Source organism: Chloroflexus sp. MS-CIW-1, assembly GCF_030444705.1.
In the GTDB taxonomy this organism is placed as follows: domain Bacteria; phylum Chloroflexota; class Chloroflexia; order Chloroflexales; family Chloroflexaceae; genus Chloroflexus.
Map to the genome: position 1 here is coordinate 190,871 of NZ_JAUBWR010000002.1, position 26,810 is coordinate 217,680.

The window sequence follows — 26,810 nt, forward strand, 5'->3', positions numbered from 1 at the left end:
GCGCGGCCTAATCTCATAAGCGCCATATCTGCAATGCCGGGTTAGAGATGGAACAAGACAAGCACAAACGCTTATGAACATCGGAATCAACATCTGGCCACCAATGCCAGCGCGTCCGCAAGCGCTGGCGGCAAGCTGGTCGATCTTCGACCATGGTGCTTTACGCGAGTTTTTACAGCGTGCTCGCGATGTTGGTATCAAACAGGTACGGTTTGAACTGCGCTGGGCTGAAGTACAGCCAGGGCCTCAGCGAATCTCGGTTGCTACCCTTAATGGCTTTCAGCGAGGGCTTGATCTGGCCCAATCTAATCATCTACAGGTGGTTGTCTCTCTTATGAGTGCAACGCTGGGGCCGACCCTGCATTTGCCTGATTGGGCACTCGGGATTCCACCCCAGGCCTTGACTACTCAGTCGGTGCAGGCCTTGCTGACCGTACCACCGTTGACCATTCTCGACAATTCCTTTTACCGTCACGAACCGGTACGTGATCTCTATGCCGACCCTGACATGCGGTCAGCACAACGATACCTGTTACGGGAGGTCGTCGGCAACTTTGCCGATCATCCTGCGATCACCGGTTGGCTGCTGGCCGCCGGTTTCGAGCGCGTGCGTGCACCAACCGATCATCGCGATATGGCAGCCTGGTGGGCCGATCTGGCTGAACAAGCCCGCGCATATGGTGCCAACCAGCTCTTCGGGTATGTCGATGCCACCACCCTAAGCAATCGCGCCAGCCTGCGCCCTTACGATATCGCGATGGCCGGTGGCGCGGTAGTTGTCAGTGTGGGACCATGGCCGCCTCTCGGCGGTGGATCACCAGCCCGTGGTGAGGCTGCCTGTTTCCTCCATGCGATTGTCGCCGGTCTACTGGCCGAAGAAATTAACGACACGGCTGCGGCTCAAGTAGTTGTTGCCGACCTGGGGTGGCCGACGGCTCCGGTCAGCAACCTGATCGGCTGGCAGGCCGATCACATCTTTGCGCAACCGACTCAGACCTTTCTTGCGCACGAAGAAGCGGCTGCAACCGCCTTGCAAGAGTCGCTCGTCAATCTGGCCCGCGCCGGCGCAGCCACTGTCTGGCTGGCTGGCATGGTTGATCCACCTGAAGATCATTGGAACGTCCCCCCCTTCGACAGCAGTTGGATAGCACGCACCTGGGGGTTATGGACGGCAAACGGACGCCCGAAGGCCGCATGGGATGCCTTGCGCGAAGTGATCAACCGATTGCCGACGACAAAGACGTTACCTGCGTTACCGATTGATCCCGAACGCTACTGGCGTGATCCGGCTACCGAATTACGACGTCTCTGGCATGAATACCGCAGTGAAGCAGCTTCGGTATGAGGCAGGACCTTGGCTCAGAGGGGGTTCAGCATTCTCTGCTGCGAGTCATCGATGTACCAGCAGCGGAATACCGACGACGATCCTGTCCCCGTTGCCGATAACTCCTGATCCACGCACGCACCTGGGGGCGCGGGCCAGCGGCCCGCCTAAGACCACTGCGCCAATGAGCAGGTGTGTGACACACCCCTACACGCACCTGGATGCGCGGGCCTCTGGCCCGCCTAAGACCACTGCGCCGACGAGCAGGTGGGTGATACCACCTCGCACGCACCTGGGGGCGTGGGCCTCTGGCCCGCCTAAGACCACTGCGCCGACGAGCAGGTTCGCGATACCACCCCGCACGCACCTGGGGGCGTGGGCCTCTGGCCCGCCTAAGACCACTGCGCCGATGAGCAGGTTCGCGATACCACCCTGCACGCACCTGGGTGCGCGGGCATCTGGCCCGCAGGTATGGTGGAGACAAGCCCCCATCGGGAAGCACATCAGCGCCCCATCATCCTTAGACCTCCAGCCCCCCGCTCGCGGGGAGGTGGGGGAAGCGGCAGAACCTACCTTCGGCCACACAGATGCGGTTCAGATACCCTCACACCAGAATACACGATGCTCGTGGACAGGATTGGCATTAGAAACTACATCCACGTGGCGAATACGCACAAGAGATGGTGTGCTCTGGACACGCTGATCGCTGATGGATTTAATCCTACCCCTTCCTTCCCCATTTCACGAAAGGAAGGGGATACTACAGTCCAACCGTTCAGTAGCTTTCCCGGTCGTTAATCAGCCGCTGCCGCAGTCGTCTTTTCCAGCGCAAGGGGAGCAGTGCCGAGCGCGATCACCGTTGGCGTGCTACCTACTCGTCGGCCAAGGGCATGGATGGTTTCCGCTACGATCCTGACACAACGATCAGCCTCATCTCTGGTAAGGATCAACGGCGGGGCCAGTTGGATCACCGGTTCAAGCCGATCATCAGCTCGACAGATCAGGCCGCGCTGCTTCAACTGATCACTCAGCCAGACCATCAGGCGTTCTTCGTCCAGAGACTCTCGTGTCGTGCGGTCACGAACTAGCTCAACCGCCATAAACATCCCCATCCCACGCACCTCACCGACATTAGGATGATCACCAACGGCAGCGATCAACTCGCGCATCAAGTAAGCCCCCATCTCACGTGCACGCTCAAGCAGATGTTCTCGCTCGATAATCGCCAGATTGGCTAACGCCGCTGCACAACTAGCAACGTGTCCGCCAAAGGTGATGCCATGCATGAACTTATCGGCATCATTCTCAGAAACGAAAACATCGGCAATCGTATCGCGTACAATAGCTGCTCCGAGTGGCGCATAACCACTGGTAATACCTTTTGCGCAGGTGATGATGTCAGGGCTTACCCCCATTGCAGTCGAACCAAACCAGTCACCAACCCGGCCAAAGCCGCAGATCACCTCGTCCATGATCATCACGATACCGTAGTGATCGCAGATCTGGCGAATACGTTGCAGGTAACCCGGAGGTGAAACAATTGCACCACCACTGTTTTGGACCGGTTCCATAATAATAGCGGCAATTGTTTCAGGACCTTCAAACTCGATCAGGCGTTCCACCTCATCAACGCAAACACCCCGGCAAGCACTATGTTCCGCACAATAGTCGCAGCGGAAGCGATACGGTAGCGGGACATGGCGTGCACCGGGCACGAGCGGACCAAAGCCGTTGCGGATCGAGGTCACACCATTGACCGAGAGGGCACCCATCGAGGTACCGTGATAACTGACACGGCGGGCAATAATCTTCGTCCGGTCGGCGAAGCCACGGCGACGCTGGTACACCTTCGCTATTTTCAGCGCCGTCTCGACGGCATCGGAGCCACCGGTTGTCAGGAATACTCGTGACCGGGGGCCGGTTGGACTGATTGCTGCCAGGCGGGCAGACAGATCGATCAGGGGAAGACTGGGGAAGCTAAAGGGACTGACGTAAGCAATGTCGCTCAATTGCGCACTGATAGCCTCGATGATCTCGCGACGACCATAACCTACATTTACCGTGAATAAACCAGAGAGACCGTCAATGTACTCGTTACCGTCTTGATCCCATACGCGCGACCCTTCACCTCGCACCAGTATCGTGGGCCGCGCGTTGGTACTGGAAAAGTGGCCCATTTGGAAAAAGTGCAGCCAAACGTTATCACTGAGGGCCTGATGTCGATTGTTTGTGATGGTACTCATATAAACTCCTGGCTACGTCCGCAACCGTGATCTCTGACGCGCAGTATGCGCGGCTGCAACACCGCAGCAGGTTCATGAAAGGAGACCACATCGTGGGCACATACCCCGACGCTGGCGCGGACACGACGAACAGGGCTACACGCCGGTCTATGCAACCGGTGTGACCGAGATGCGGGCGGCCCTGACACGCACGCACCTCATGCCAATCAATCTGCCAATGTTATTCCTTTCTAGCCGATATTTCGGCAGCAATAAAATACAAACCGGCGCGTACACCAAACCCTCCGCGAACAGCTATTTGCTGTTCGTGAAGGAAAGGTCTGGTGTCGCGAGGTTAATTATCGACGAGGCGAATAACCCGGAATACTTCGGCGTAAGCAACGCCAATCTGTGCGCCGTTCTCGGCATCCCACTTGCGCACCCAATCGGCAACATCGGGGCCGAGTTGTGAACGATGGCAGAGCAGACTTTCAATTTTCTGCTCGATCCGATCGCTGATGTCGAGGTAGAGATCAGGGGCAGCCGGGAACATCAGATAGAGTTCGCGCACTTTGTGCGGTTCATACCCTTCGGCCAGCAATTCCGGGAAGATCGGGCGCGTTTCAGCGCTCGGGAAAACAGCGTAGATCGCAGCTTCACCGGCGGCACGGTGATCGGGATGGTTGATGTAAGTGCTACCGGCAAAGACAAGCGTTGGGTCCTGACAAAGGACACGGAAGGGGCGGACAGCGCGAATAAGGCGGGTTAGTTCGCGTCGTAGCTCGAGTGTTGGCTGGAGGATACCATCACGGTAACCAAGGAAGCGCACATCCTGCACCCCAAGGACGTGCGCTGCTGCACGTTGTTCGTCCTGGCGACGCTTGATCAAGTCTGCCGCAAGTGTCCCTGGTTCGTTCGAGCCAGCCGACCCATCAGTGATGATGCAGTACGTGATGGGATAGCCTTCCGCTGCCCAGCCGGCAATCGTTCCGGCAGCGGCAAACTCAATATCGTCGGCATGTGCAGCAATGACCAGGATTGGCTCGCGTGAGACGTGCATAGAACCTCCTGTATCTTAGTTTACAGAAAGAGCTGGCATTTGTCTAGGGGGGCTTGATGTCTTACTTAGAGCATGATCAAAAAACTTAGACTTTTGATGAGGCTCGATTATGGCATCTCCATAATCGTCAGGGGAACGTTGGCTGGCAACGTATGCGTCTCCGCGACACACTGGAACAGAGTTGCAACGATGTCAGCGCCTGTACTGCCGAGCACGCCTGGCTCCCCTCACCTTCCCCCTGGCCCCCTTCCTCTCCCACACGGGGAGAGGAAGGGGGAACGTGGGGACTGGAGAGAAAGAACGTTGGCCCCCCTCACGGCAGGCCTTCAGAGTTTTTTCCTAGTCAACAGTGGCGAGGTGAAGAGATAAGAAATAGGAAAGAGGAGTGAGAGGAAGGGGTAGGTACTAACCCACCCCCCCCCCATTTTTCCGTTCTCTCATCTGCTGAGAGAGGAAGGAGGACAGGGAGAAAGTGAGGCGTGTCAGCCTCGCCTCCATTTTTCCCGTCCTCTCTCCTAGGTGAGAGAAGTGTCAGCCACCTCCATTTCCCCCGTCCTCTCACCTGGTGAGAGAGGACAGGGGCGAGTTAGCAGGTGTTGGAAAGGAATTTTTCAGACACATATGAGAACAATTTGCACATTTCTCACACAGTAATCGCTCTCCCACGATGGATTCGGCCAGCGTAGCGCGTATCTGATTCGGGTGGAAGTGGCGCGGTCACCAACAGTACCGCTTCGATGAAGCGTTCGAGTTCTTGTTGGCGTTCATGCGGATCGCGTGGCTCTTCAGCACGTGCGCGACGGGTCAGGTCTACCTGATTGATCAGAATACGCTGCGCAGTACGTTCACTTTCGACGCCGACGGTCGCGGTGAAGGCATGTAAAGTTGTTTTGACAAAGTTCGCCAACGCAAATTGTTCGGTACTCGACGTAGCAGTCGTTTCTGGTGTGACCAGCGCCAGGCTAGCACCGTCGCACAAGGCAATTTTGCGCGCCACCCGGAAGTGGTGAGTCAGTTGGTGTTCACACAAATCAGCAAATTCGGCTTCACTTAGCACTGTACTCCAGTCGCTATCTTTACGGCCAACCAGTGGTGCAGTGGGCAGAGGACGGAAAGGCGTACAGACTACCGGCCCAGGGCGACCATAGTGCGCAATTGCCCGATCAATCGCTGCTTCAATCTGATCGCTGGCAACAATCGTCATAAGCCGACCGGCCTCAACATGATCATGGAGCAAGCGACGCATAGTCTCTGCACCGGCTTCTGTCTCTACGATCATCACGACTTGGCGCGCACCGTAGCGTTCGAGATAAGCCCGTGCAAGGAGATTCAGATGCTCGGTAAGATGTTCGCCAATGAGGTACACGGTTGTACCGACCAACTCGGCCAGCCGTTCCGGAGCAGGCATGCCAAACAGCTCACCGCCGGTAGGAGTGCGTTCGTAGCGCAACCCTCCCGAGGGGTGGAAGGTCTCGCCGCTGACATTGCGGTCGGCGAGATAGTAAACCGTAGCCATCGCCACATCAAACTCGGTTGGCATCCGTTGTAGATAGAGCATTCCCATGATACCATCGCGCACCTTGCGCGCCTCACGGTCGATCTGAGCACGGGTGAAGAATGGATCGGGCGGAAGAGGCAGATGCGCAAACATATCGGCAGGTAGCTCGTAGCCACCGTTTATCAAGCGGGCGAGGAGCTTTGCCGCAATCGAGCGGTTAAGCAGTGCGCTACTCGAAGAAGCTGCTGGATCACCTTCGCTACGAATACGTTTGGCCAGTTCACGTAAGGCTTGCGGCGTCGCGGGATTCTGCTCTAGCGCGACCACATCGTTCGGTAATAGCAGTTCCACCAGCTCACGCATCGGACGTGCATCGGTACGGGCAGTGGTTATTAGTGCCGCGTGCAGTTCATTAAGCCGCTTGTTTTCTAAAATGAGCCGTGCGCGACGGGCAAACAGACCAGGACGTTCACCCGTGCCACGCAAACGATCGCCTTCAACCGGCCCCGGCGCAATCGCGTTGATCTGCACTTCTGGCCCCAGAAAGCGGGCAAAGACCTCGGCCATTGCCCGCTGACCAGCCTTTGAAACGGCATAGTCAGCCCGATTGGGATAGGGAATGGCAGCCTCTTTTTCACCGCCAAAGTAGGAGGAAACGTTCAAGATATAGCCACTACCTTGTTTCTTCATCAAGGGCGCCAGTTTACGCATTAGCGAGTAGTTGCTGATCAGGTTAGCGTACAGTGTGTTCCGCCAGCCCTCTACCGGCATGTCTATAACCATTTCTTCGACACCAGCGATGCCAGCGTTGTTAATGAGATAGTCCACGGTGCCAAACGTAGCCAGGGTACGTTCGACAAGATCAACAAGCTGTTCTTCACTACTGACATCGCAACCAGGTGCGATGTGTACCCGATCTTCGACATCAGTGTAACCCACTTCAGCCAGTTCGGCCCGAATCATCGCCTGCATCTGCTCTAGTTTATGACGGTCGCGGGCTGCCAGCATCACTCGTGCACCGCTGAGCGCCAGTAGCCGACCGATCTGGCCGCCGATGCCGGCACTACCACCGGTGATGAGCGCAACCTTGCCCAGGTGTAAGCCGATCAGACTTTCGGCCCAACCCACTGACGCACTACGCGCACCGGTAGTAGCGCTAACGTTAGCAGGAATATTGAGAGTAATTTCGCTGATCCGGCGTTGGCTGTGTAGTAACTGAGCCGTCCACGCACAGGCAAATTCTAACCCTTCAGGGCTGCGATTATCGAAGCGCACAATCTGATTTGTCCATACCGCCGGTAACACCCGCTCACCATTGGCAGTCACACGGGCATAATCGAGTTCGGCCTCGTGACGCCATACCCGAATCAACTGCTCGATAGCCGCACTTTGAATGCGACCGTACACGTTCCCTGCGGCATTCGCTCCATTCGAGAGGAAGATAACCTGTGGACTACGGGCACGGGCGCCCGGCGTCAGACGCTGAGATTGCCAATAACGGGCCAAGCGACTGGCAATCACAATCGTACCAACAATCTCATCGGCCAGAAATTGCATGACGTGGGCATCATCAACCTCAATCACCTGGTTAGCCGGTTCACGGCTAGAAGCAGGGAGAATAATTGCTGCGTGAATGCCACCGGTATTCTCTCCCGCCCAGTCGAAGATCGCATCGATTGTGGTTGGATCACGGGGATCGAGTGGTAACGCAATTGGTGGGGTAAAGGTTGCACCCGCTAAATGACGACTTTCACTCACTGCTTGCTCGAACTGAGCCAGAGCAGTGGCCGAACGGAAGCCGATAATGACTTCACTGCCACACGTGCGTAACATACCGGCCAGCGCCATCACCTCTTCGATCTGATCACCGGCACAGATCAGCGTCGTCCGACCACTCGCATCGATCGTGCGCAGGTCGGTGCGCGCCAGTAAGCTGGTTTCGCTGCGCAGCGGAAGTTCCATGCCATGGGTAACAGCAATGGTTTCCCCAGCAAGGGCTGCTGCCTCATCACTGGCCAGAAAGACCGCCGCATCGGCCACATCACCAACCGTTGGGAAGCGGCGCTCGAGATTCCCCTGGTCGTTGGTCCGCCATAATCGCATCGTTGCTAAAAATTGCTGCGCCGTATCACCTTCCGCACGACCTTTCAACTGATCCATGCGCTGGAAGACCGTGTGAATTCGTTCGCTCTCAATCGGGCCGGGAAAGATGGTATTCACGCGAATACCACGTGCACCCAGTTCGCGGGCTGCGATCTGCGAGAGCGCATTGAGAGCAGCTTTCGGGGTGACATACGGGATACGTCCATAGTATTCAGCATACGAAAAGATAGTTGAAACATTGATGATAGCGCCGCCTGGCGGTATATGTGGTGCCGCGATCCGCATCAAATGCCACGGCATACCAAGTAAATTGGCAACGCTCGTAGTCAACGTTTCCTCGGCGCCAGGACCGAGTTCGGCATCGGTAAGCGGAATATCAGCCAACCGTCGTTGGGCGCCTGCGCTGCCAGCATTGTTCACTAAAATATCAATCTTGCCATGACGGGCCACGATCGCCTCAATACCAGCACGCACATCTGCCGGATTGCTCCCATCCATCACTTCGAGGTCGATCCGCTTCGCTGGAACTCCAGCCTCTGACCGCATCTGTTCGGCCAGGGCAGTGAGTTTGGCGCCATTACGCCCACTAATGATAACTGTTGCTCCTTCAGCTAGAAAACGTTTTGTCAGTTCGCTACCAATGTTGCCAGCACCGCCGGTAATGAGCGCAATCTTTCCTGCCAGTCGCCCTGTTACACTCATGGACTCCCCCGTCATCAACGAATCATTGTTGTGCGATCATTTAGTTGAAGGTTCACCGATAGCTGTAGTATACCATGATGTTGTTCTAAATTTCACGGACGGTTAACGCTTTGCGACATGGAATGAACATCTGACAAGCGTGGTATGATGTTGATACGTGCCCGTGATACGCTGAATGTTTGAAACGGATGCGGGTCAATGCACTGTTGTCCTTTTTTCCCGACATCGGGGAAGACTTGCTATCAGACGCATTGTGATGCGGAAAGAGCGATTTTGCCAGTCGAGGCGCCGATGAAGGGGCTTCCTACAATTTGCGGCTACCGTATCAATATCGTTCCTGCATAGTATCTATCACGATTTGACATTGATTACCGGAACGGCGTTGTGTATCGTCAACGCTGATCATCCTGAACAACACTCCTGGCGGTTCGGAAGATTAAGGACGGTATACCCATTACGTTTCCCCAGCAGCGAAGATAATCTCTGGTGACAAGCTGAGGAAATGCCAGGTATTGCAACCCTCTCACATCGGGATGCGGACCAGCGTGCCATCGGCAGAAAACAGGAGTATTCTCTTGAGCATACGCTGGGTAATTATGAATCAAGGTGGTGTAGGATGCTAATCCATGTTCCTTCTCCTGTATCGATCCGGAATCTTCAGCGGTTGCGTCGTGATCCCCTAACGTTACTGACCGATCTGGCAATGCGCGGTGATGTGGTGGAATTTTGGGCCGGACCACAACGCATGGTACTGGTGAATCATCCTGACTGCATTCGCGAGGTGCTGGTCACTAAAAATCGGGCTTTTGTGAAGGGGCGCGTGCTCGAACGGGCCAAGCGATTGCTCGGCGAAGGATTGCTCACCAGCGAAGGTGAAACGCACCTTCGTCAACGACGGCTGATTCAGCCAGCTTTTCACCGTCAACGACTCGCGTCCTATGGCCCAGCCATGGTGGCTGCGGCTGAGGAACGGAGTAGCCACTGGCAAGATGGCGCCGTGCTGGATATGAGTCGTGAGTTGATGGCAATCACGCTGCGGATTGTCGGGGTAACACTCTTTTCCGCCGATACCGAGGCTGATGCTGATCAAGTATTCACCGCAATGCATGATCTGGTGGCTATGTTTGATCTGGCGGTGTTACCGTTCGCCGACTGGTTGATGGCTTTACCACTACCACCGGTGCGGCGATTTCAGCAGGCGAAAATGCGCCTCGATACGATTATCTACCGGATCATCGCTGCCCGTCGTGCCAATCCCGGTAATCGTGACGATCTGCTTTCACTGTTGTTAGCAGCAGTCGATGACGAGGGAGATGGGTATCGCATGACTGACACTCAATTGCGCGACGAGTTGATGACACTCTTCCTGGCCGGTCATGAGACCACCGCAAATGCGTTGACGTGGGCGCTTTATTTGTTGGCTACGCATCCAACAATTGCGGCAACGTTACATAGCGAACTTGATACCGTACTTGGTGAACGTGCACCAACGGTAGCCGATCTGCCATCGTTGTCCTATACCCACTGGCTCTTTGCCGAAGCCTTACGTCTTTATCCACCGGCCTGGATCATTGGCCGACGAGCAATCGCGCCGGTGACGATTGGTGATGTACCGATCAAACCAGATACGATTGTTCTGATGAGTCCCTGGCTGATGCATCACGATAGTCGTTTCTTTCCCGATCCATACCGTTGTGAGCCACTTCGTCATACACCAGCCGCACAAGCTACACGACCAAAATTTGCTTTTTTTCCCTTTGGTGGCGGGCCGCGTAATTGCATCGGCGAACCGTTTGCCTGGATGGAGGGGGTGTTAGTACTGGCTACTCTGGCACAGCGGTGGCATGTGCTACCGGTACCCGATCATCCGATTGCCTTGCAGACAGGCATTACGTTACGTCCTCGTTACGGCATGCAACTTCAACTCAAGCTCCGTCGGCCAGTCTTGCAAGTGCCGTGATACAATAAAATATATGACAGGCACGTACTCATGACATCAAAACGTATGGAAGATGTTACATCGGCAAGCTATAACGCTATCTACAGCACTGCCGCAATCCTCGACGAATCAGATCGTGGACGGCTCTGGATGCGTGGTCGTGATCGGGCTGCGTTGCTCCATCGTCTCTCGACCAACGCTATTGAGCCGTTACAACCCGGACAGGGTACCCTCACGGTCTTGACGACCCCCATCGGGCGAATGATCGATCTGCTGCGAGTATATGTACTGCCTGATGCCTTATTGCTTGAAACGGGTTCTGGGCATGGAGCAGCCATTTTACGCCATTTGCGAAAGAATATCTTTTTCAACGATCAGGTAACGGTCGCTGATGCTAGCCTCGAATTGGGGCAGATCGGTGTGTATGGGCCGCAGGCGAGTCAGGTACTCCGGACAATCGGGTTGCCCACCGATATACCCCGCTATGGTATTACGTCAGCTCAGTGGGCTGAACATCAAATCTTCGTTGCCCGGTGTGAGCCAATGGGAGGCGACGGCTATACCCTCTACCCACACCCTACGCAGGTCATGGCCTTTATGACAGCCCTGACCAACGCCGGCGCGGTCGAGCTTGATAAGAACACCGCCGAAATAGTTCGGGTTGAACACGGCTATCCGCGTTTCAAGCACGAAATCACACTGGATTACATTCCGCTCGAAGCCGATTTGTGGCGAGCAGTCAGTTTTCACAAAGGCTGTTACGTTGGTCAAGAGATCATTGCCCGTATGGAGAGCCGTGGTCGAATTGCCAAACTGTTGCGCGGTTTACGCCTATCGGCGGCACCCGAATCATTACCGGCAAAGGTCATGGCTGATGGCAAAGAGGTTGGTGATCTGACCAGTGCTGTCTGTTCGCCACGCTTCGGTTGGATTGGGCTGGCGTATTTGCGGCGGGTATACGCTGAACCCGGCACGACCGTAACCGTGTTTGATCGTCCGGCAACGGTTTGTACACTGCCGTTTGAGATGCACGAAGCGACAGGAATGAAGGAATGACCCGTACAGCTCGTCGGCGTCAATTGATCGGCGATCTCCAGCGACAGCGCGATGCGTTGCGTCGACAACAAGAGCGCGATCAGCGCATTCTGGCGTCATTGTACGCGATTGGATTGGTAGCACGTCATCGACCACCGCTACGCACATTGTTTGAGACAGTTGTGCGTGAATTGCACCACATCTTCGATTTTGATTCCTGTTATCTTGCTTTTTGTGATGAGCGACCAGAACTGTTCAAAGCCGCTCTACTCTACGATGAAGGTCAGATTGAGTTTCTCGAAAATCGTGAATACGGCTATCTGACCGGATTGATCGTCCGTCGCCGTGAGCCACTGCTCTTCCGCGATCTGTTGACCGAACGCGACGCCAGTTTGCCGCCAGTACCGTTTGGTAACACTGCTAAACGCTCACGTTCGTGGATCGGTGTGCCACTGATGATCAGCGAATCGGTGGTTGGAGTCATCTCTCTGCAAAGCTACCAACCCGGCCTGTACAATCACGAAACCCTTGAACTCCTTCAGCAAATAGCCAACGTGATTGCATTGGCACTCGAAAATGTGGTGCTGGTAGAAGAGCAAGATCGACTGAGTCGCGAGTTGACTGAACAGTTGACAGCACGCCGCGAAGAGTTAGCTGCATTAAGTACACTGGCTGCGACGCTGGTTGATACCCGTTCATTTGATAATGTGCTCGATCAGGCATTGGAAATTGCCGTCACGACACTCCATTTTGATGCCGGTAATGTGCGTTTGCTCGATGAAACCGGTACGCTGCTCGTGCTACACGCCTGTCGTGGGTTCAGCCAGGAATACATTGAACAGACCCGCCAGATTCCACTTGAGATCAGTCCACTGCGCGAGGTAGTTACCCTGCTGCAACCACGGGTGATTCACCGCGATTGGCAGTCACACTACGATCCGGCAACGTTTCCCCTCCATCTCTTCCCACCATTTGAGTCAACTATCAATTTACCGCTCTTTGTTGGGCGGCGGGTACTGGGTACGTTAAGTCTGTTCGGTTTTACGCCACGCGAGCCAGCGCCGCACGAGCTGGCACTGGCCCAGTCGGTTGCCAACCAGATTGCTATTCTGATCGAACATAGTCGCCTCACAGCGGAACGCGAGCGCCAGATTGCTGAACTGCGGGCCTTGCGTGAGATTAGTCTGGCCGCCTCAACGGCGCAAACGACTCGTGAGTTACTGCAACGAGCAGCCTTCGGTTTACAAAACTGTATTGATTTGGACGCCTTTTCAATGGTGATTTACGATCCAGAACGACATTTGATTACGGATGGTATCACCCTTGACGATGGACAAATCTACGATTTTTGGATTAACCAACCGCCACCAGCAAACTCCCTCACCGCCCACATTCTGCGTGAGTGTGAACCGTTGTTTCTCTGCGACTTGCCCGACGAGATTCGAGCCTTTCCCGATGTAGAGATTGTTGTTATCGGTGCTGAACGGATCGCACGCTCTTGGATGGGGTGGCCGCTGCTTGATCGCGATGGACGACCGATTGGGGTCGTGTCGGTGCAAAGCTACCGTTCGTATGCCTTTACTCCGCGTGATATGGAGTTTCTCGGCAATATTGCCGCCCAACTTACCCTGCACGTGAAGAATGTGACATTGCATGCGCAACGAACTCGACAAATCGCTGAACTACAGGCGATCAATCAGATCGGCACGCTGGTGGCAGCATCGTATGATCTGAATCGCATTTTGCATGAGACACAGCGGATTGTAATTGATCTGACGGCAGCTTCTGTCTTCTATCTGATGCTATGCGATCCGGATTCACGCCAGATTGAATATGCTATCTTTGTTGAACACAATCATCAATTAGACCACAACCTGATTGGGCGGCATGTACCATCAGCCTCGTTTTCCGAATGGTTACTCACCCATCGCCAGCCACTACGCTTTGATGATCTCCTGACCGATGCGCAGCAGGTGAAGGCCATGGGTATCCAACCGTATTCGATAGGGGCAGCACACCTGATGCGTTCATGGATCGGTGTACCAATCCTTGCGCAGCACGAAGTGGCAATTGGGGTACTGGTACTACAAGATGAACGCCCATACTGTTATGACGACAATACCATCGATGTGCTGGCGCAAATTGCCAGTTTGATCAGTCTGGCCGTACAGAAGGTACAATTACTCACCGAACGTGAGCAGCAGGCACGCGAGAATGCCCATCTCTTTCAAGCAGCGCAAGCACATGCACTTGCTGCTGAGCGCCAGGCAGCCCGTATGGCGCTTGTAAATCGGATTGCCGGTTTGCTGGCTGCTCACCTTGATCAACAAGAAATCCTTGACATCGCCACCCGCGAGTTAGTTCAACTCTTCTGGGCTGATCACACCGGTCTGGTGTTGTTTCGTGACGACAAAACCGGTTTCGTTGCCGCAGAATATCCATCTACCGGCATGGTCGGTACGGTCATCGACCTTCAGCATAATCCATTGGTCGATGTTCTCCGCACGACACGCCGACCACAGGTTATTCTGGATATTGAAAACGATCCACGAGCATTGTCATCACGTGACCGCTGGCGTGAAATGGGATTGCGTTCACTGGTAGTCGTGCCATTGATCAGCCGTGATCGGGTGTTTGGATCGATCTCATTTGATAGTTTTGGTGAGCCGCGCTCCTATGATGAAGATGAATTAGAGTTAATGATGACAGTGACGACCTCAGTCGCGACGGCTTACGAAAACGCGCTGCTCTTTGCCGCTGAACAAGAGCAACGGCGTACTGCTGAGACACTGCGTGAGGTCGCCCGTGTGTTAAGTTCAAGTTTTGACCCCAACGAAGTGCTCCAGCTCGTGTTAGCCGAACTGCGCAAGGTCATAAACTACGATACATCAACGATTATGTTGCTAGATGGACCGATCTTGCGCATCGCAGCGGCAAGCGGTTGGTCACCAGACGAAATTCCTTTAGGGCGCACCCTGCCGGTTGCTACGAGTGGCGCCGGTCAGGTTGTACGTGAACGACGACCGATCTTACTGGTCGCTCCGCCTGGGCAAACGATCTGGCCGCCCGGTGATATGGGGGAACGTATCCTGACCTGGCTGGGAGTACCACTGATTGCCAAAGGACGAGTGCTTGGAGTGTTGAACATCGATGCGTATCGGCGGCATGCCTTCAGTGAACGTAATCTGGAGGTTGCCCTGGCCTTCGCCAACCACGCGGCACTGGCTATCGAAAATGCACAACTTTACCAGGAATCGGTGACGCGCGTCGAACAGGAGATGGCGATTGCACGCCAGATCCAGCTAAACCTCTTTCCGCACGAGTTACCAGTGTGTGCAGGCTTGCAGGTGGCTGCACGGTGTTTGCCAGCTCGTGAGACGGGGGGTGATTTCTACGATGTGATTGCGCTCGGTTCCCGACTAGGAGTCATTATCGGTGATGTGAGTGGCAAATCGCTGCCAGCGGCAATGCTAATGGCAGTAGCCCGTTCGACTGTTCGTTCGGAAGCTCGTAATCACGAATTTCCCCGACTGGTACTGACCGAGACGAATCGCTGGCTAGTCGATGATGTGCCACGGAATACCTTTGTTGCACTTGGGTATGCACTGATTGATCCGATTGAGCAACGATTGATCCTGGCCAACGCCGGTCAGTTGTCGCCACTGTTACGACACGCCGATGGCCGCACAACATTTCTGGAAACTGCTGGCGCTTTACCGTTAGGAATACAACGTGATGCACGTTACAATCAACTAGAACTCGATCTGGCGCCTGGCGATACGCTGGTATTCTACACCGATGGGGTTGTTGAAGCACAAAATCATCAGCGTGAATTGTTTGGTTTTGATCGCCTTGAGCATCTGGTGCGCCACTGGGGGTACCTCCCGCCAGAAGAACTTCTTGAACGTTTGCTGTCAGCCGTGCAAACGTTCAGTGAAGGCCGCAGCCCTCACGACGATATAACGCTGGTGGTGGTACAGGTGGAGAACCATCTCTAACCACTACGGCGACGGCAGGTTCACTTCGCTTCACAATCGCTCGGTTGTGTGATCATACAGTTCACTGCATAGGAATGCTATGCTGGATGAACAGGATTGGATACCGTCACCATTAATACGGTGTAGAGCTTTGTTCCGGGTATCACATCCATAGCCCACGAGCGTTTGCATGTCCTCACCAGATATGGTAGGGCGCAACAAGAAATGGCAAAAAGAAACGTGACGCGACAACATTGCTCAAATGTTACCCGGTTGTTGATGATGCCCAACTGGCGAAGTGAGTGGAAGCATTCCTCATGCACCTGTGGTATACCGTTCAGGCATGATGACGGCCCATCATCTGCTTCGGCTCAACCCATTTCATACGGTATCGGTACACTGTGGGAGGTGGATTGAGAACCTACCTCTACCAGCGCAGTGACGGTCAGATTGGCGAGAAACACTATCGATCATCGGTGATACCCACTCGGCACTGTGTTTCATCGCTAAGCTAACCCACCATATCTGCGCTTCTACACTAGAGGGAGCAAGATTGTGTTGAGTGTGATTGAGCCGGCAGCATTGTGGTTATTTGTTCTTGCTGTTCCCCTCATCGGTACACTATGGTTGAATCGAGCTGAGCTTCTTCGTCGGCTTAGTCGGCTCCGGCTATGGCTGCTCCTGGTAGTACGGTTGCTGATGCTGGCGGCTCTGGTGTTAGCGATAGCAGGTCTCCAACTTGGCCGACCAGTGCAGGCAACGGCGACCGTTTTTCTCCTCGATGTTAGCGATTCGGTGGCACCGAGTCAGCGCCTCGCAGCGCTCGATTATATCAAACAGGCCGTGGCTACAGCCGATCCAGACGATCGCATGGCGGTTGTTGTCTTTGGAGCGCGTGCCCAGGTTGAACGAGTAGCCGAACCGCCACGTCCACTTGATCGGATCGATGGGCTGGTCGCCGGCTCCCGAACCAACATCGAAGATGCTATCCAGTTGGCGCTGGCAATCTTACCCGGTGCTATGCACCAACGTCTGGTACTGCTATCGGATGGAGGCGAGAATGTGGGGCAAGCGCTGAACGCTGCTCGCCTGGCAGCGGCGCGAGGAGTATCGCTTGACGTTGTTCCCCTGGTATCCGATCGCGGTCCTGACGCACTGATTGCAGCACTGAACGCTCCATCCAGCGCGAGTGTTGATCAGCTCATCCCCCTGACCGTTCTGATCGAGAGCGAGATGAGCGGCTCAGCAACGGTGCAATTACTCGTTGATGGTCAGTTGCGCATTGAACAACCGGTTACATTAACGACCGGTCTCAACCAGTTTTCGTTGACGGTACCGGCTGGTGAGCGAGGTTTTCGACGATTTGAAGCGTATCTGATGGCCCCTTTCGATACCCAGGCGGCAAATAATCGGGCGGTAGCATTCACGTTTGTTTCCGGTCCACCCCGTATCCTTGTGTTGACCGTTGCTGTCGAAAAGGTGGCAGCTCTGGTTAACGCCTGGCGGGCGAGTGGGTTCGATGTAACCGTACAGGAACCAATCCAGGCTCCCGTCCGTCCGCTCGATTTACGTGTATTCGACGTGGTGGCACTTGTTGATACGCCCGCCAGTGCTGTTCCAACGACACTTCAGCGCGCACTGACCACATACGTGCGTGATCTTGGTGGTGGACTGTTGATGATCGGTGGGCCGCAATCGTTTGGAGCCGGTGGCTGGCGACGGTCACCTCTTGAACCACTGCTTCCCGTCTCGCTTGATCCACCAGTGATTGAAGAGCGCTTCGATCTGGCATTGGTATTGGTGATCGACCGCAGTGGGAGTATGAATGAATTGGTTGATGGCTCCCGCACACAGCTTGATCTGGCCCGTGAGGCAGCATTTCAGGCCAGTCGAGGTCTGACCCAGCGCGATCAACTTGCTATCATCGCATTCGACAGTTTGGCCGAAACCCTGCTCCCATTGCAGCCGCTTCCCGATCTGTTTACGATTGAAGGTGCACTGAGTCGGCTAACGGCTGGAGGAGGTACGAACATTCGGAGCGGTATCGCAATGGCTGCTGAGACCATCACAACGGCTGACGCCCGGATCAAGCATGTGATCCTCTTAACCGATGGCATATCTGAAACCGAATATGCCGATATGGTTTCCGATCTCTATGCGCAGGGCGTAACCGTTAGCACAGTAGCGATTGGGCGTAATACTGATCCGGCGCTCGAACGAGTTGCTCGTATTGGTGGAGGGAAATACTATGCTGTTCAGCAGGTGACTGAACTGCCGCAAATTTTTCTAGAAGAAACGGTACGTGTTGCCAATCGTGATTTGATAGAAGAGCCATTCGTGCCGATTCTAGCCCTACCCACACCTTGGCTCCGTGATGTTGGCGCATTGCCGCCGCTCCAGGGTCGCAATGTCGTTGCCAACCGAGCGACCGGGCGCATGGTGCTTGCAGCGCCTGATGGCTCGCCATTGCTGGCAACAGCCCAAATGGGATTAGGGCGCGTGCTAGCATGGGCAAGCGATCTAACCGGCCGTTGGGCTATTGACTGGGTGTCGTGGGCAGAGTTTCCGCGCTTTACTGCCAATCTGGTCACAGAAGTGCTGCCACTGAGCAACAGTGATCGTCTATCGCTGACAGCTACAGTTATTGCCGATCAGGTTGAGATTGAGCTGACAGCACGTGATGCGGGCGGTTTACCAATCGAGCTGAACGACATTCGTAGTTGGATGAGTGGCCTGGCGCTTGAACGTGATCTGGTATTTACTCAGATTGCCCCCGGACGCTACCGGACTGTCACAACAATTGATCAAGTCGGTGCTTACCTAATACAGGTATATGCTACCGATCAGGCAGGTCAGCCGCTTGGCAATGCCAGTATCGGTGTGACAGTCAACTATTCACCGGAATATGGACGAATGGCCGATAATCCAGGGCTGTTGGAAGAATTGGCTGCATTCACCGGTGGGCGAGTTAATCCGCCACCTACCACAATCTTTACACCGACAGAACGCACCGTATACGAGGTGTGGTCCGTTACGATCCCGTTACTCTGGTTGGCATTGGCACTGTTGCCAATCGATGTTGCCCTCCGGCGGCTCTTCGTTCCGTTCCCTGATTGGCAAGCGAAGATGCTACCCTACACCCGGCGCAAGGTATCAGGCTCCACAGAAACACCGTCATCGTTACCAGACAAGCCGCCTGCACCACCATTAAGTGAAGAAGAGCGTATTGCAGCCTTATTAACAGCAAAACGCCGGCAACATCGGGAAGAGTGACACTTTATGTTATACTGCCAGCAGAAGATGGTATGTACGTTTAGCGACGGAGTAGCCCATGTCTACTGAACAACCTACAGTTGCCGTGCGGCCTACCGTCTCATTCGCGGTTGCCAGTGATGAAGAACTCGAACGTCCATATCGCGTTATTGTGCAGAATGACGACGTAACGCCGATGGACTTTGTTGTTATGGTCTTGCAAGTATTCTTCGAGCTTGACTATCGACGGGCTGAACAGGTTATGCTGACCGCTCACTATGAAGGACGTGCGCTGGTGACGGTATTACCTTTTCAGGAAGCCCAGGAACGAGTCTATCAGGCTCATCACGCTGCCCGTGAGGCTGGTTATCCGTTGACATTTTATCTTGAGCCTGACGAGTAATATCGTCTGTGCTATAAGTAAATATCTGGTAGGAATGATCTCCATCTGTCGCCTGCACTGTAACAATGGAGTTTTGTACAGCTATGAACTTCCGGCCACGTTTGTTTGCCATTGCCCTGATCTGCATGGCAATTCTCGCCGGGTGTACGCCAGCACCCCGTTCGACCTTATCGTATGAACCGGCGCTTGCAGCAGAATCAACCCCGGTTTCAGTTCCGCCACTGCCAACACCACTACCGGTTTACGCGCCTGGAACCGAGGTCGCCAATGTGCCAATTGGTGGGCTGACCGCTACCGAAGCAGAAGCGGTCTTAGCTGCTGCCCTAACAGCAAACGTTGTTCCGTTAAAACTAGTTGCTGGTGGATATACATACACCATCGACCCGGCCACACTTCAACTCCGCCCTGATCTGACAACGTTGCTTTCTGAAGCGGCGCCGGCGCTGGGCAGTAACACGCCGGTCAACGTTCCACTTCAGCTCATCTTCAATGAGGATACTCTCCACGAGCAGATGCGTGCCTTTGCCGACGAGACGGCCATTCCGCCCCAGGTAACGGTTATCTCTTCAACAGAGGTGCTCTCACGTAGCTTCGCCTATCTGCCCGGACGGGCAATCGATCTCGACCGCTCGGTCGCAATCGTTAGCGGTTTACTCCGTCGTGGTCGGATAACTACTCCCATTGCGCTCACGCTCTGGCCAACGAATGATCAACCCCGTATTTCGACTGCTCAGCTTGCTGAACAGCTTGAGCAAATGGCCGAGGTATGGGATGGTGTCGCCGGAATCTATCTCTACGATCTGGCGACCGGCGCCGAGGTGGCTGTCAACGCCCGCACGGTGTTTCCAGGGGCAAGCACGATCAAAACTGCGATTATGCTCTACGGTTATACAAAGCTCGAAACGTTTACCGAAGAGCAGTGGCAGAAAATGCGTCTCATGATCATCGAAAGTGATAACCTAGCGGCCAACGATATTTTAGCCGCCGGTGCCGGTGGTATCGGTACCGACATCGCATTTCGCGGTGCGGTTGAGATGAGCGAAATGCTCGCCGATCTTGGTCTGGAACACCTCTACCTCTACATTCCTTTTGAAGCTGTTGATTACATTAAACTCTACAACATCAAATACCGTTGTGGGCCTCAAGACCCGGTTGGCGAACCACCATACACCGAGACCGGCTGTGCACTGCGGGCAACTCCTTATGCGATAGGGCAGCTCTACCGTATGATTGATGAGTGTGCCCGTGGTAAAGGTGTTTTGTTAGAAAAATTCGCTCTGCTTCGTCCAGATCGTTGCCAGGAGATGCTCGATCTGCTGGCTGAAAATGCCGATCGTACCCGTATGGTTGCTGGCATTCCAGAGGGAATACGGGTTGAGCATAAATCGGGCTGGATCGAGCATACGCAGGCCGATGCCGGCATCGTTCGCTCGCCAGGTGGTGACTATGTGTTGGCTGTGTATATCTACAAACCGCTTGGCAATAACCTGTCCTGGTCAGATTCTCTCCTGGGTGGTGCCATTGCCGATTTTAGTCGTCTCGTGTACACTGCCTACAACCCGATCCGTCTTCAGTCGGTTGCGCAAGGAGAGACTCCATGACAGGTCTGCCCATCAAGCGAATAGTGCTCTATAAGCACGGTGTGGGCTATTTCGAGCGTCGTGGAACGTTTAGCGGTGAAGTTTTGACCCTTAGCTTCCCACTGAGCGCAATGGATGACGTGCTTAAGAGCCTGGTCGTGATTGATCGCAGCGGGCAGGTACGCAATATCGACTTCGCTACACCTGAAGATCGCGCTTCGTTGCTGTCTCGCGGGAGTATTCACCTCTCAGACCAACGCAGTCTCCTCGACTTACTACGCGATCTGCGCGGACGTACTGTTCGCTTGATGTTGACCGGTAAACAGGGCGAGATCGTAAGTGGTCAGGTTGTTGGCGTTGACGTAGAAGATGAACGACCACTCCGCCGGGCACTGGTGAGCCTCTACGACAGTAAAGAGCGAACTGTCCGGCCAATTGCGCTCGAAGAGATTGTGCGCATTGAGCTACTCGACGACAAGGCACATCACGATCTCACCTTCTTTTTGCGCGCAGCTCAAAACGATGAACGTAATCGCACGGCGACCATTCATCTCACACCCGGCGAGCACGATCTGCTGATCGGGTATGTTGCACCCGCTCCGGCATGGCGGGTAAGTTATCGCCTGCTTTTCGAAGAGAGTGCCGATGATACGTCACGTTGTTTCTTACAGGGATGGGGATTGTTCGATAATCAGTTGGAAGAAGATTTGATCGATGTTGAAGTAACGCTCGTTGCCGGGCAACCGGTCTCGTTTCGTTACCGCTTGTACGAACCACAAACCCCCGACCGCCCCTTCCTTCAAGATCAACCACGCCCACAACCAAAGCTGGCAACCCGCATGCGTGCTATGGTCGCAGAGATGGCCGCGCCAGAACATTTCAACGACGATGGAGGACTACTTGCAGCAACATCGCCATCACCAGCATTTACCATTGATACCTTGACAGAAAGTGTGCGCTCTGTAGCCATTGGTGAGGACCAGGGAGCACTCTTTGCGTACCGGGTCACGCAGCCGGTAAGCGTTGGTCGTGGGCAGTCGGCAATGGCGCCGATTGTAGGTGCCCAGCTTTCTGCTCAGCGAGAACTGGTCTACAACCGTCGGCGCTTGGAACGTCACCCTCTGGCCGCACTCCGCCTCGTTAACGAGACAGGGCTTACCCTTGAACAAGGGCCAACAACAGTGTTGATCAATGGCGAGTACGCCGGCGAGTCGGTGCTGCCATTCACCCGCGCTGGCGCGCAGTTTGTCATCTTTCACGCTGTTGAGTTAGGAGTGACAGTCACTGAGGCGACACACCAGACCCGTTATCTGAGCGGGATTCGGCTTCACGAAAGCGATCTGCTCCTTGACGAGTATCTCCTCACCTTTCAGCAATATACCATTATCAGCTCACTGGCAACCCCCTGTACGGTCATAATAGAGTATCAGCGCACCGAGCAGACGGAACTGATCGATACACCATCACCCCTCCGTGAAGATGGTCAACTGGCTTGTTGGGCTGTACGTGTACCCGCTAACGGACAGATGACCTTCACAGTTTGCGAGCGACGCCTACTCTCGCGTCGCCAGACCATCAGTAGTCTTACCGGCGAGCAGTTACAGAACTTTCTACGTGATAAAGTCCTCGATGACCGGACGTTCCAGCGGCTGAAGGGTGTGATCAATCTGTTTCACCAGATTGAAGCAGCCCGGCAGACGATGAAGCAACACGAAGCTGAGCAAAAGCGGATTGTTGAGCGTCAACAACAATTACGGCAAAAGATCGAACCGCTCCGCAGCGACGGCGAGGAAGGGATGTTACGTCAACGCTACATCGCATCGTTGGCCCAGCTTGAAGATCAGCTTGAGCGGCTCGATACCGCTATTGCCGAACAACAAGCGCTCATTCAGAAGCTGACCACACAGGTCGAACGCCGTCTGCGACGTCTCCACGAATGAAAAAGAATTGTACCCATGGTCCGTGATAGACGAACATTCTTATCGATCGTTCTGACAACGCTCAGCGGTTGGATCATTGCATGGGTGGTATACACACTGGTCGGATCTAACCGTACCCCCGAAGTGCTCCGTTGGCTGGGGCTGGTGATCTTTATCACACCACTAACCAGTTTCATCGGCTGGATCGGTGCCCGACCTCACGAATGGCGCCTAGCTGCCGCTTCTTGTGGCGCGCTCTATTTCTTCACTCCCTTCATTGCAGCGCGCATCGAGACCATCATTGCGCCTGAGGCCGCCTACCAAACGGTAGGGCTGCACACCGTCTATTTCGTCAGCGTATTAATCTGCCACTTGCTGGGGGCAATCGTATTCGCATGGTGGCGAGGGCGATCCTGGAATGTTGCCGGAAAAACCCGGTAGGTACGCAACTCCCAGCCTACCCGGTGACAAAAACAGGCAGCAGCCCTGCTCTGCGATAGACAAGGAATACGTGCCTGTCTGAATCTCCTGTGCCGTGCGATGAAGGTTAGCGCAGATCGTTCCCAGTGATCGGTATGCTATTCGACATCGTGGATACTTATCGTGACGAGGTGCATCAGTCGTCGTGAAATGAATGATCCGGATCGGTGCTTCGTGCCCGTCCGCAATACCCTGTTGCGGGATGAAGGGCAGTTCGCGAACCGCTCCTTCGGCAAGGCGGGGTCTTGTCTCTCTACGTGAACCTATACGGCATCAGGCTGATCGCCCATCGTCCCCGACTTGAAGATCAACAGCGTTTAGAGTAAAATTGACACTAACCATAGTCATTGTGTCTCGTATCAACATCTCGCAATGTGAAAGGCAAGACGATGAAAGCAGCCCAACTATTAGCCGATTATGTAGACCATCCGGCATTTCGCGAGATGTGTCGGGCTGCCAAACAGATGTTAAAGGAGGGAATTGAACCGCAGGTGATACGGCAGCAGATCGCTGCACGCTACGGCCAACCTCCGGTCGAGCTGCGACTCCGCGATCAACCGCAGCCGCTCAAAATTATTGGTGAGCATCTGGTGGAACCAGGGGCCATTGACCAGATCAAAACCGCTCTGCGCTTGCCGCCAGCCATCCGTGGTGCCTTGATGCCTGATGCGCATCAAGGCTACGCCCTGCCGGTTGGTGGGGTCATCGCCTATGATCGCGCAGTCGCTCCGTATCAGGTGGGAGTGGATATTGGCTGCCGGATGCATCTCTCGATCTTTGCCGGAATAACTCCCGACGATGCCCGTCGTGACCGGCACCACCTGCTCGATACGATCACGAAGGTGACGGTCTTTGGCATCGGATCGCCGAAAAAGCCGGTTGCCGACCATCCGGTGCTTACCGACTCGCGCTGGCAGGCAACGAAGCTGCTCCGCACCCTGCACGAGATAGCGAAACTCCAGATTGGCACCTCAGGTGGCGGCAACCACTTCGCCGAAATCGTGATCGGTGAATGGCTTGATACGCACCAACCATTTGTTGGTCTGCTCACCCATAGCGGGAGCCGCGGTGTTGGCGCCCAGATTGCCCGCCACTACGCCGAAATAGCCGACCGTGAGACAGCAGCGATTGCGCGCGGCATCCCGAAAACGTATGGCTGGCTAAGTACTGAAACCGAAGCCGGTCAAGAATATCTGCATGCCATGCGCCTCGCCGGTGACTTCGCCCGCGCCAACCACGAGGTGATCCATGCCCGCTTCGCGAAGGCATTGGGCCTGACCGTCGAGCGCGTCATCGAGAATCATCATAACTTTGCCTGGGAACAACCTGACGGGACGGTGATCCATCGCAAAGGGGCAACGCCAGCAGAAGCTGGTGTCCTGGGAATTATTCCCGGCTCAATGGCGACTGCCAGCTATATCGTCGAAGGGTTAGGTGATAAGGCATCGCTGTCGAGTGCTGCCCACGGCGCCGGTCGTCGATTTAGCCGCTCAGAGGCACGTCGCACCATCACTCCGGCAATGGCAGCCGCTGTCGTTCGTGAGGCGGGAGTCCTTGTGCGCGGTCTGGCCGTTGACGAATCGCCGCTGGCGTACAAAGACATCGAGACGGTGATGCAGGTCCAAATTGCGGCCGGTCTTATCCGCCCTGTTGCCAAAATGCGACCACTGGTGGTTGTGATGTCAGGGACAGAGGGAGAAGATTAGGCCATGCCGGAACGGTCGCTATCACCATCGCAGCAGGAAGCTATGCCTTTCCCTCGTTTCCTCTCTCCATGCGGTAAGCGTATCGTGGGGATGGTGAGCGTGAAGACCATCCCCATGACACCTAACTGCGCACAATAAATGGAATGTACGCCCGCGGGGTGAGCAGTACGCCATTGGCATTGAAAGGCGTATCGCTCGACCAGTGATCTGCACCACCGGTTCGTGGCTTCAGCTCGCCAGGACTCTGATTCCCAGGCGTGCTGTCATTGATCGTCGTGCCGCTTCCTTCATCAAACCGGTACAGCGCAATTGTGTTGCTATCTAGGGTATGCGGAGCAGTGGGGCGAGAAAAAGACCCAGAATAGCGGACCACATTCGACAATCGCATATCGTCAAGCCAACCGTTGTAGTAACGACTGCCAGGATAATCATGCTTCTCTGCGCCCAAAACGAGATAGGGATCGCTGTTGGGATAACTAGTTGAGCGGTTAAGCCGATAATCGATCCGTCCTGATGGCCCCGGCATCTCATTATCAAGCTGCCCATCAATGTAGAGACGCACTAGGCCACTGTTTGCACGGGTAACAGCAACATGATGCCATTGACCGTCAGTCACTGTTACATGACCTTTGAGAAGACGATCATCACTACCTACACTAAAACCAACAACCAGTTTGCCATCACAAATCGCAACGCCATAATCACCATAGTCGCCATTACCGAATATATCCCGGTCGATGATAATATTCCCATAGTACCATCCATCACAATTTGGCGCATCATTGTCACCTGGATTAGCCTTCATCCAGAACTCTAGCGTCATATCACCACTGACATTAACCGGACGCGAGCTGGTGAGTTCGCCATTGCTATTGATGTTCCCCAGCGGGATTTTAATTCGATCACTGTCAGGTGCCTCATGATCACTGTTATGAAAGCCGTAAAAGCGGATAGAGAAACCACTGGTAGTAGCCGGTGCTGCTGAAGATGAAGATAAGGTTGATACACCGGTAGATGGCAGTGTTGGCTGAGTATCAGGTGCGCGATCGGGCGTAACCGATGGCGCTGCGGTCACATCACGCACCGATTCCGAAGTAAGCGGTGTTCCACTCGCGCCGCAGGCGATCAGGATCAGACAAATCCATCCACTCAACCATCGCGTATGCCACTGGCGTCCCATGCCATCCTCCGCTCGCCGCTGGCTATCTCGCTACCAAACCGCGATCTGCTCGTAACGTTGCCAATGAAACACGACACAGAACAGTCATTCCCTGTTGATAGCTGCGTTTCCGGTAACGAATGCCTCCCATACCGATACATGCGGTTCTTAATACTCCCTGCAACACGCGCCAGCAGTCTCCGCTTCAGGCAAACAATTCGTGAACCACCCAGTTGCCTGGTACACATCTACCTCTGCCTATGATGGCTAGAACCCAGTAGTGTTCTGAGTTCATCCATCAAATTTTTGCTACTACGCAATACATATTCACGGTACCACATTAGCAAAGGATGACACAATAGCCAGAAAGTACCACTAGGATGTTCAGGGTTCTTGCCCTTCCCGGTAGTGGTAATAGCAGAGGGGTGACAGGTTCATCCCTTCCGGCAGA

General features: G+C 54.6%; 14 protein-coding genes. 10 read left to right on the plus strand and 4 right to left on the minus strand.

Annotated features, from left to right (window positions below):
• Positions 1–73 precede the first annotated feature (73 nt).
• Positions 74–1,345 (plus strand): hypothetical protein, encoded by a 1,272-nt coding sequence (locus QTO31_RS13760; protein ID WP_301429629.1) that lies wholly within the window; start codon positions 74–76, stop codon positions 1,343–1,345.
• A gap of 773 nt (positions 1,346–2,118) precedes the next feature.
• On the opposite strand, the gene QTO31_RS13765 is transcribed toward QTO31_RS13760, so the two are convergent.
• The 3 genes from QTO31_RS13765 to QTO31_RS13775 form a co-directional block, all read right to left on the minus strand.
• Positions 2,119–3,567, minus strand: a complete 1,449-nt coding sequence (locus QTO31_RS13765) for an aspartate aminotransferase family protein (protein WP_301429631.1) — start codon at positions 3,565–3,567, stop codon at positions 2,119–2,121.
• Positions 3,568–3,901: 334 nt separating this feature from the next.
• Positions 3,902–4,606, minus strand: coding sequence for a PIG-L deacetylase family protein (locus QTO31_RS13770; RefSeq protein ID WP_031459653.1), 705 nt, complete (start codon positions 4,604–4,606; stop codon positions 3,902–3,904).
• A 643-nt stretch (positions 4,607–5,249) separates the two neighbouring features.
• Complete coding sequence (locus QTO31_RS13775) at positions 5,250–8,909, minus strand: SDR family NAD(P)-dependent oxidoreductase (RefSeq protein WP_031459656.1); 3,660 nt, start codon at positions 8,907–8,909, stop codon at positions 5,250–5,252.
• 616 nt (positions 8,910–9,525) lie between these two features.
• Between QTO31_RS13775 and QTO31_RS13780 the strand changes: the two genes are divergently transcribed.
• The 9 genes from QTO31_RS13780 (at position 9,526) to QTO31_RS13820 (ending at position 25,200) form a co-directional block, all read left to right on the plus strand.
• Positions 9,526–10,869 carry a cytochrome P450 gene (locus QTO31_RS13780; RefSeq protein WP_031459657.1) on the plus strand — a complete coding sequence of 448 codons (1,344 nt, stop codon included), beginning with the start codon at positions 9,526–9,528 and terminating at the stop codon, positions 10,867–10,869.
• A gap of 30 nt (positions 10,870–10,899) precedes the next feature.
• Complete coding sequence (locus QTO31_RS13785) at positions 10,900–11,904, plus strand: YgfZ/GcvT domain-containing protein (RefSeq protein WP_301429632.1); 1,005 nt, start codon at positions 10,900–10,902, stop codon at positions 11,902–11,904.
• A complete protein-coding gene (locus QTO31_RS13790) occupies positions 11,901–15,881 on the plus strand; it encodes a GAF domain-containing protein (protein WP_301429634.1) in 3,981 nt (1,326 codons plus the stop codon). Before QTO31_RS13785 ends, QTO31_RS13790 begins: the two co-directional genes overlap by 4 nt.
• A gap of 534 nt (positions 15,882–16,415) precedes the next feature.
• Entirely contained in the window at positions 16,416–19,133 is a 2,718-nt protein-coding gene (locus QTO31_RS13795) for a VWA domain-containing protein (RefSeq protein ID WP_301429635.1), read from the plus strand.
• A 58-nt stretch (positions 19,134–19,191) separates the two neighbouring features.
• Positions 19,192–19,515, plus strand: a complete 324-nt coding sequence (locus QTO31_RS13800) for an ATP-dependent Clp protease adaptor ClpS (protein WP_031459661.1) — start codon at positions 19,192–19,194, stop codon at positions 19,513–19,515.
• Between the two features lie 83 nt (positions 19,516–19,598).
• A complete protein-coding gene (locus QTO31_RS13805; protein WP_301429636.1) occupies positions 19,599–21,116 on the plus strand; it encodes a serine hydrolase in 1,518 nt (505 codons plus the stop codon).
• Positions 21,113–23,035 carry a hypothetical protein gene (locus QTO31_RS13810; protein ID WP_301429637.1) on the plus strand — a complete coding sequence of 641 codons (1,923 nt, stop codon included), beginning with the start codon at positions 21,113–21,115 and terminating at the stop codon, positions 23,033–23,035. The genes QTO31_RS13805 and QTO31_RS13810 overlap by 4 nt, the downstream gene beginning before the upstream one ends.
• Before the next feature lie 15 nt (positions 23,036–23,050).
• Entirely contained in the window at positions 23,051–23,455 is a 405-nt protein-coding gene (locus tag QTO31_RS13815) for a hypothetical protein (protein ID WP_301429639.1), read from the plus strand.
• Between the two features lie 428 nt (positions 23,456–23,883).
• A complete protein-coding gene (locus QTO31_RS13820; protein ID WP_301429640.1) occupies positions 23,884–25,200 on the plus strand; it encodes an RtcB family protein in 1,317 nt (438 codons plus the stop codon).
• A gap of 121 nt (positions 25,201–25,321) precedes the next feature.
• Here QTO31_RS13820 and QTO31_RS13825 read toward each other — a convergent pair whose 3' ends face one another.
• Entirely contained in the window at positions 25,322–26,380 is a 1,059-nt protein-coding gene (locus QTO31_RS13825) for a LamG domain-containing protein (RefSeq protein WP_301429641.1), read from the minus strand.
• Positions 26,381–26,810 lie beyond the last annotated feature (430 nt).

What these genes read in the sequence shown, in the direction of transcription:
- QTO31_RS13770 (WP_031459653.1), bottom strand. Translation starts at nt 4,606, where the DNA reads ATGCACGTCTCACGCGAGCCAATCCTGGTCATTGCTGCACATGCCGAC.
- QTO31_RS13820 (WP_301429640.1), top strand. Translation starts at nt 23,884, where the DNA reads ATGAAAGCAGCCCAACTATTAGCCGATTATGTAGACCATCCGGCATTT.
- QTO31_RS13810 (WP_301429637.1), top strand. Translation starts at nt 21,113, where the DNA reads ATGACAGGTCTGCCCATCAAGCGAATAGTGCTCTATAAGCACGGTGTG.
- QTO31_RS13765 (WP_301429631.1), bottom strand. Translation starts at nt 3,567, where the DNA reads ATGAGTACCATCACAAACAATCGACATCAGGCCCTCAGTGATAACGTT.
- QTO31_RS13780 (WP_031459657.1), top strand. Translation starts at nt 9,526, where the DNA reads ATGCTAATCCATGTTCCTTCTCCTGTATCGATCCGGAATCTTCAGCGG.
- QTO31_RS13815 (WP_301429639.1), top strand. Translation starts at nt 23,051, where the DNA reads ATGGTCCGTGATAGACGAACATTCTTATCGATCGTTCTGACAACGCTC.
- QTO31_RS13775 (WP_031459656.1), bottom strand. Translation starts at nt 8,909, where the DNA reads ATGAGTGTAACAGGGCGACTGGCAGGAAAGATTGCGCTCATTACCGGC.
- QTO31_RS13805 (WP_301429636.1), top strand. Translation starts at nt 19,599, where the DNA reads ATGAACTTCCGGCCACGTTTGTTTGCCATTGCCCTGATCTGCATGGCA.
- QTO31_RS13825 (WP_301429641.1), bottom strand. Translation starts at nt 26,380, where the DNA reads ATGGGACGCCAGTGGCATACGCGATGGTTGAGTGGATGGATTTGTCTG.
- QTO31_RS13760 (WP_301429629.1), top strand. Translation starts at nt 74, where the DNA reads ATGAACATCGGAATCAACATCTGGCCACCAATGCCAGCGCGTCCGCAA.
- QTO31_RS13790 (WP_301429634.1), top strand. Translation starts at nt 11,901, where the DNA reads ATGACCCGTACAGCTCGTCGGCGTCAATTGATCGGCGATCTCCAGCGA.
- QTO31_RS13785 (WP_301429632.1), top strand. Translation starts at nt 10,900, where the DNA reads ATGACATCAAAACGTATGGAAGATGTTACATCGGCAAGCTATAACGCT.
- QTO31_RS13800 (WP_031459661.1), top strand. Translation starts at nt 19,192, where the DNA reads ATGTCTACTGAACAACCTACAGTTGCCGTGCGGCCTACCGTCTCATTC.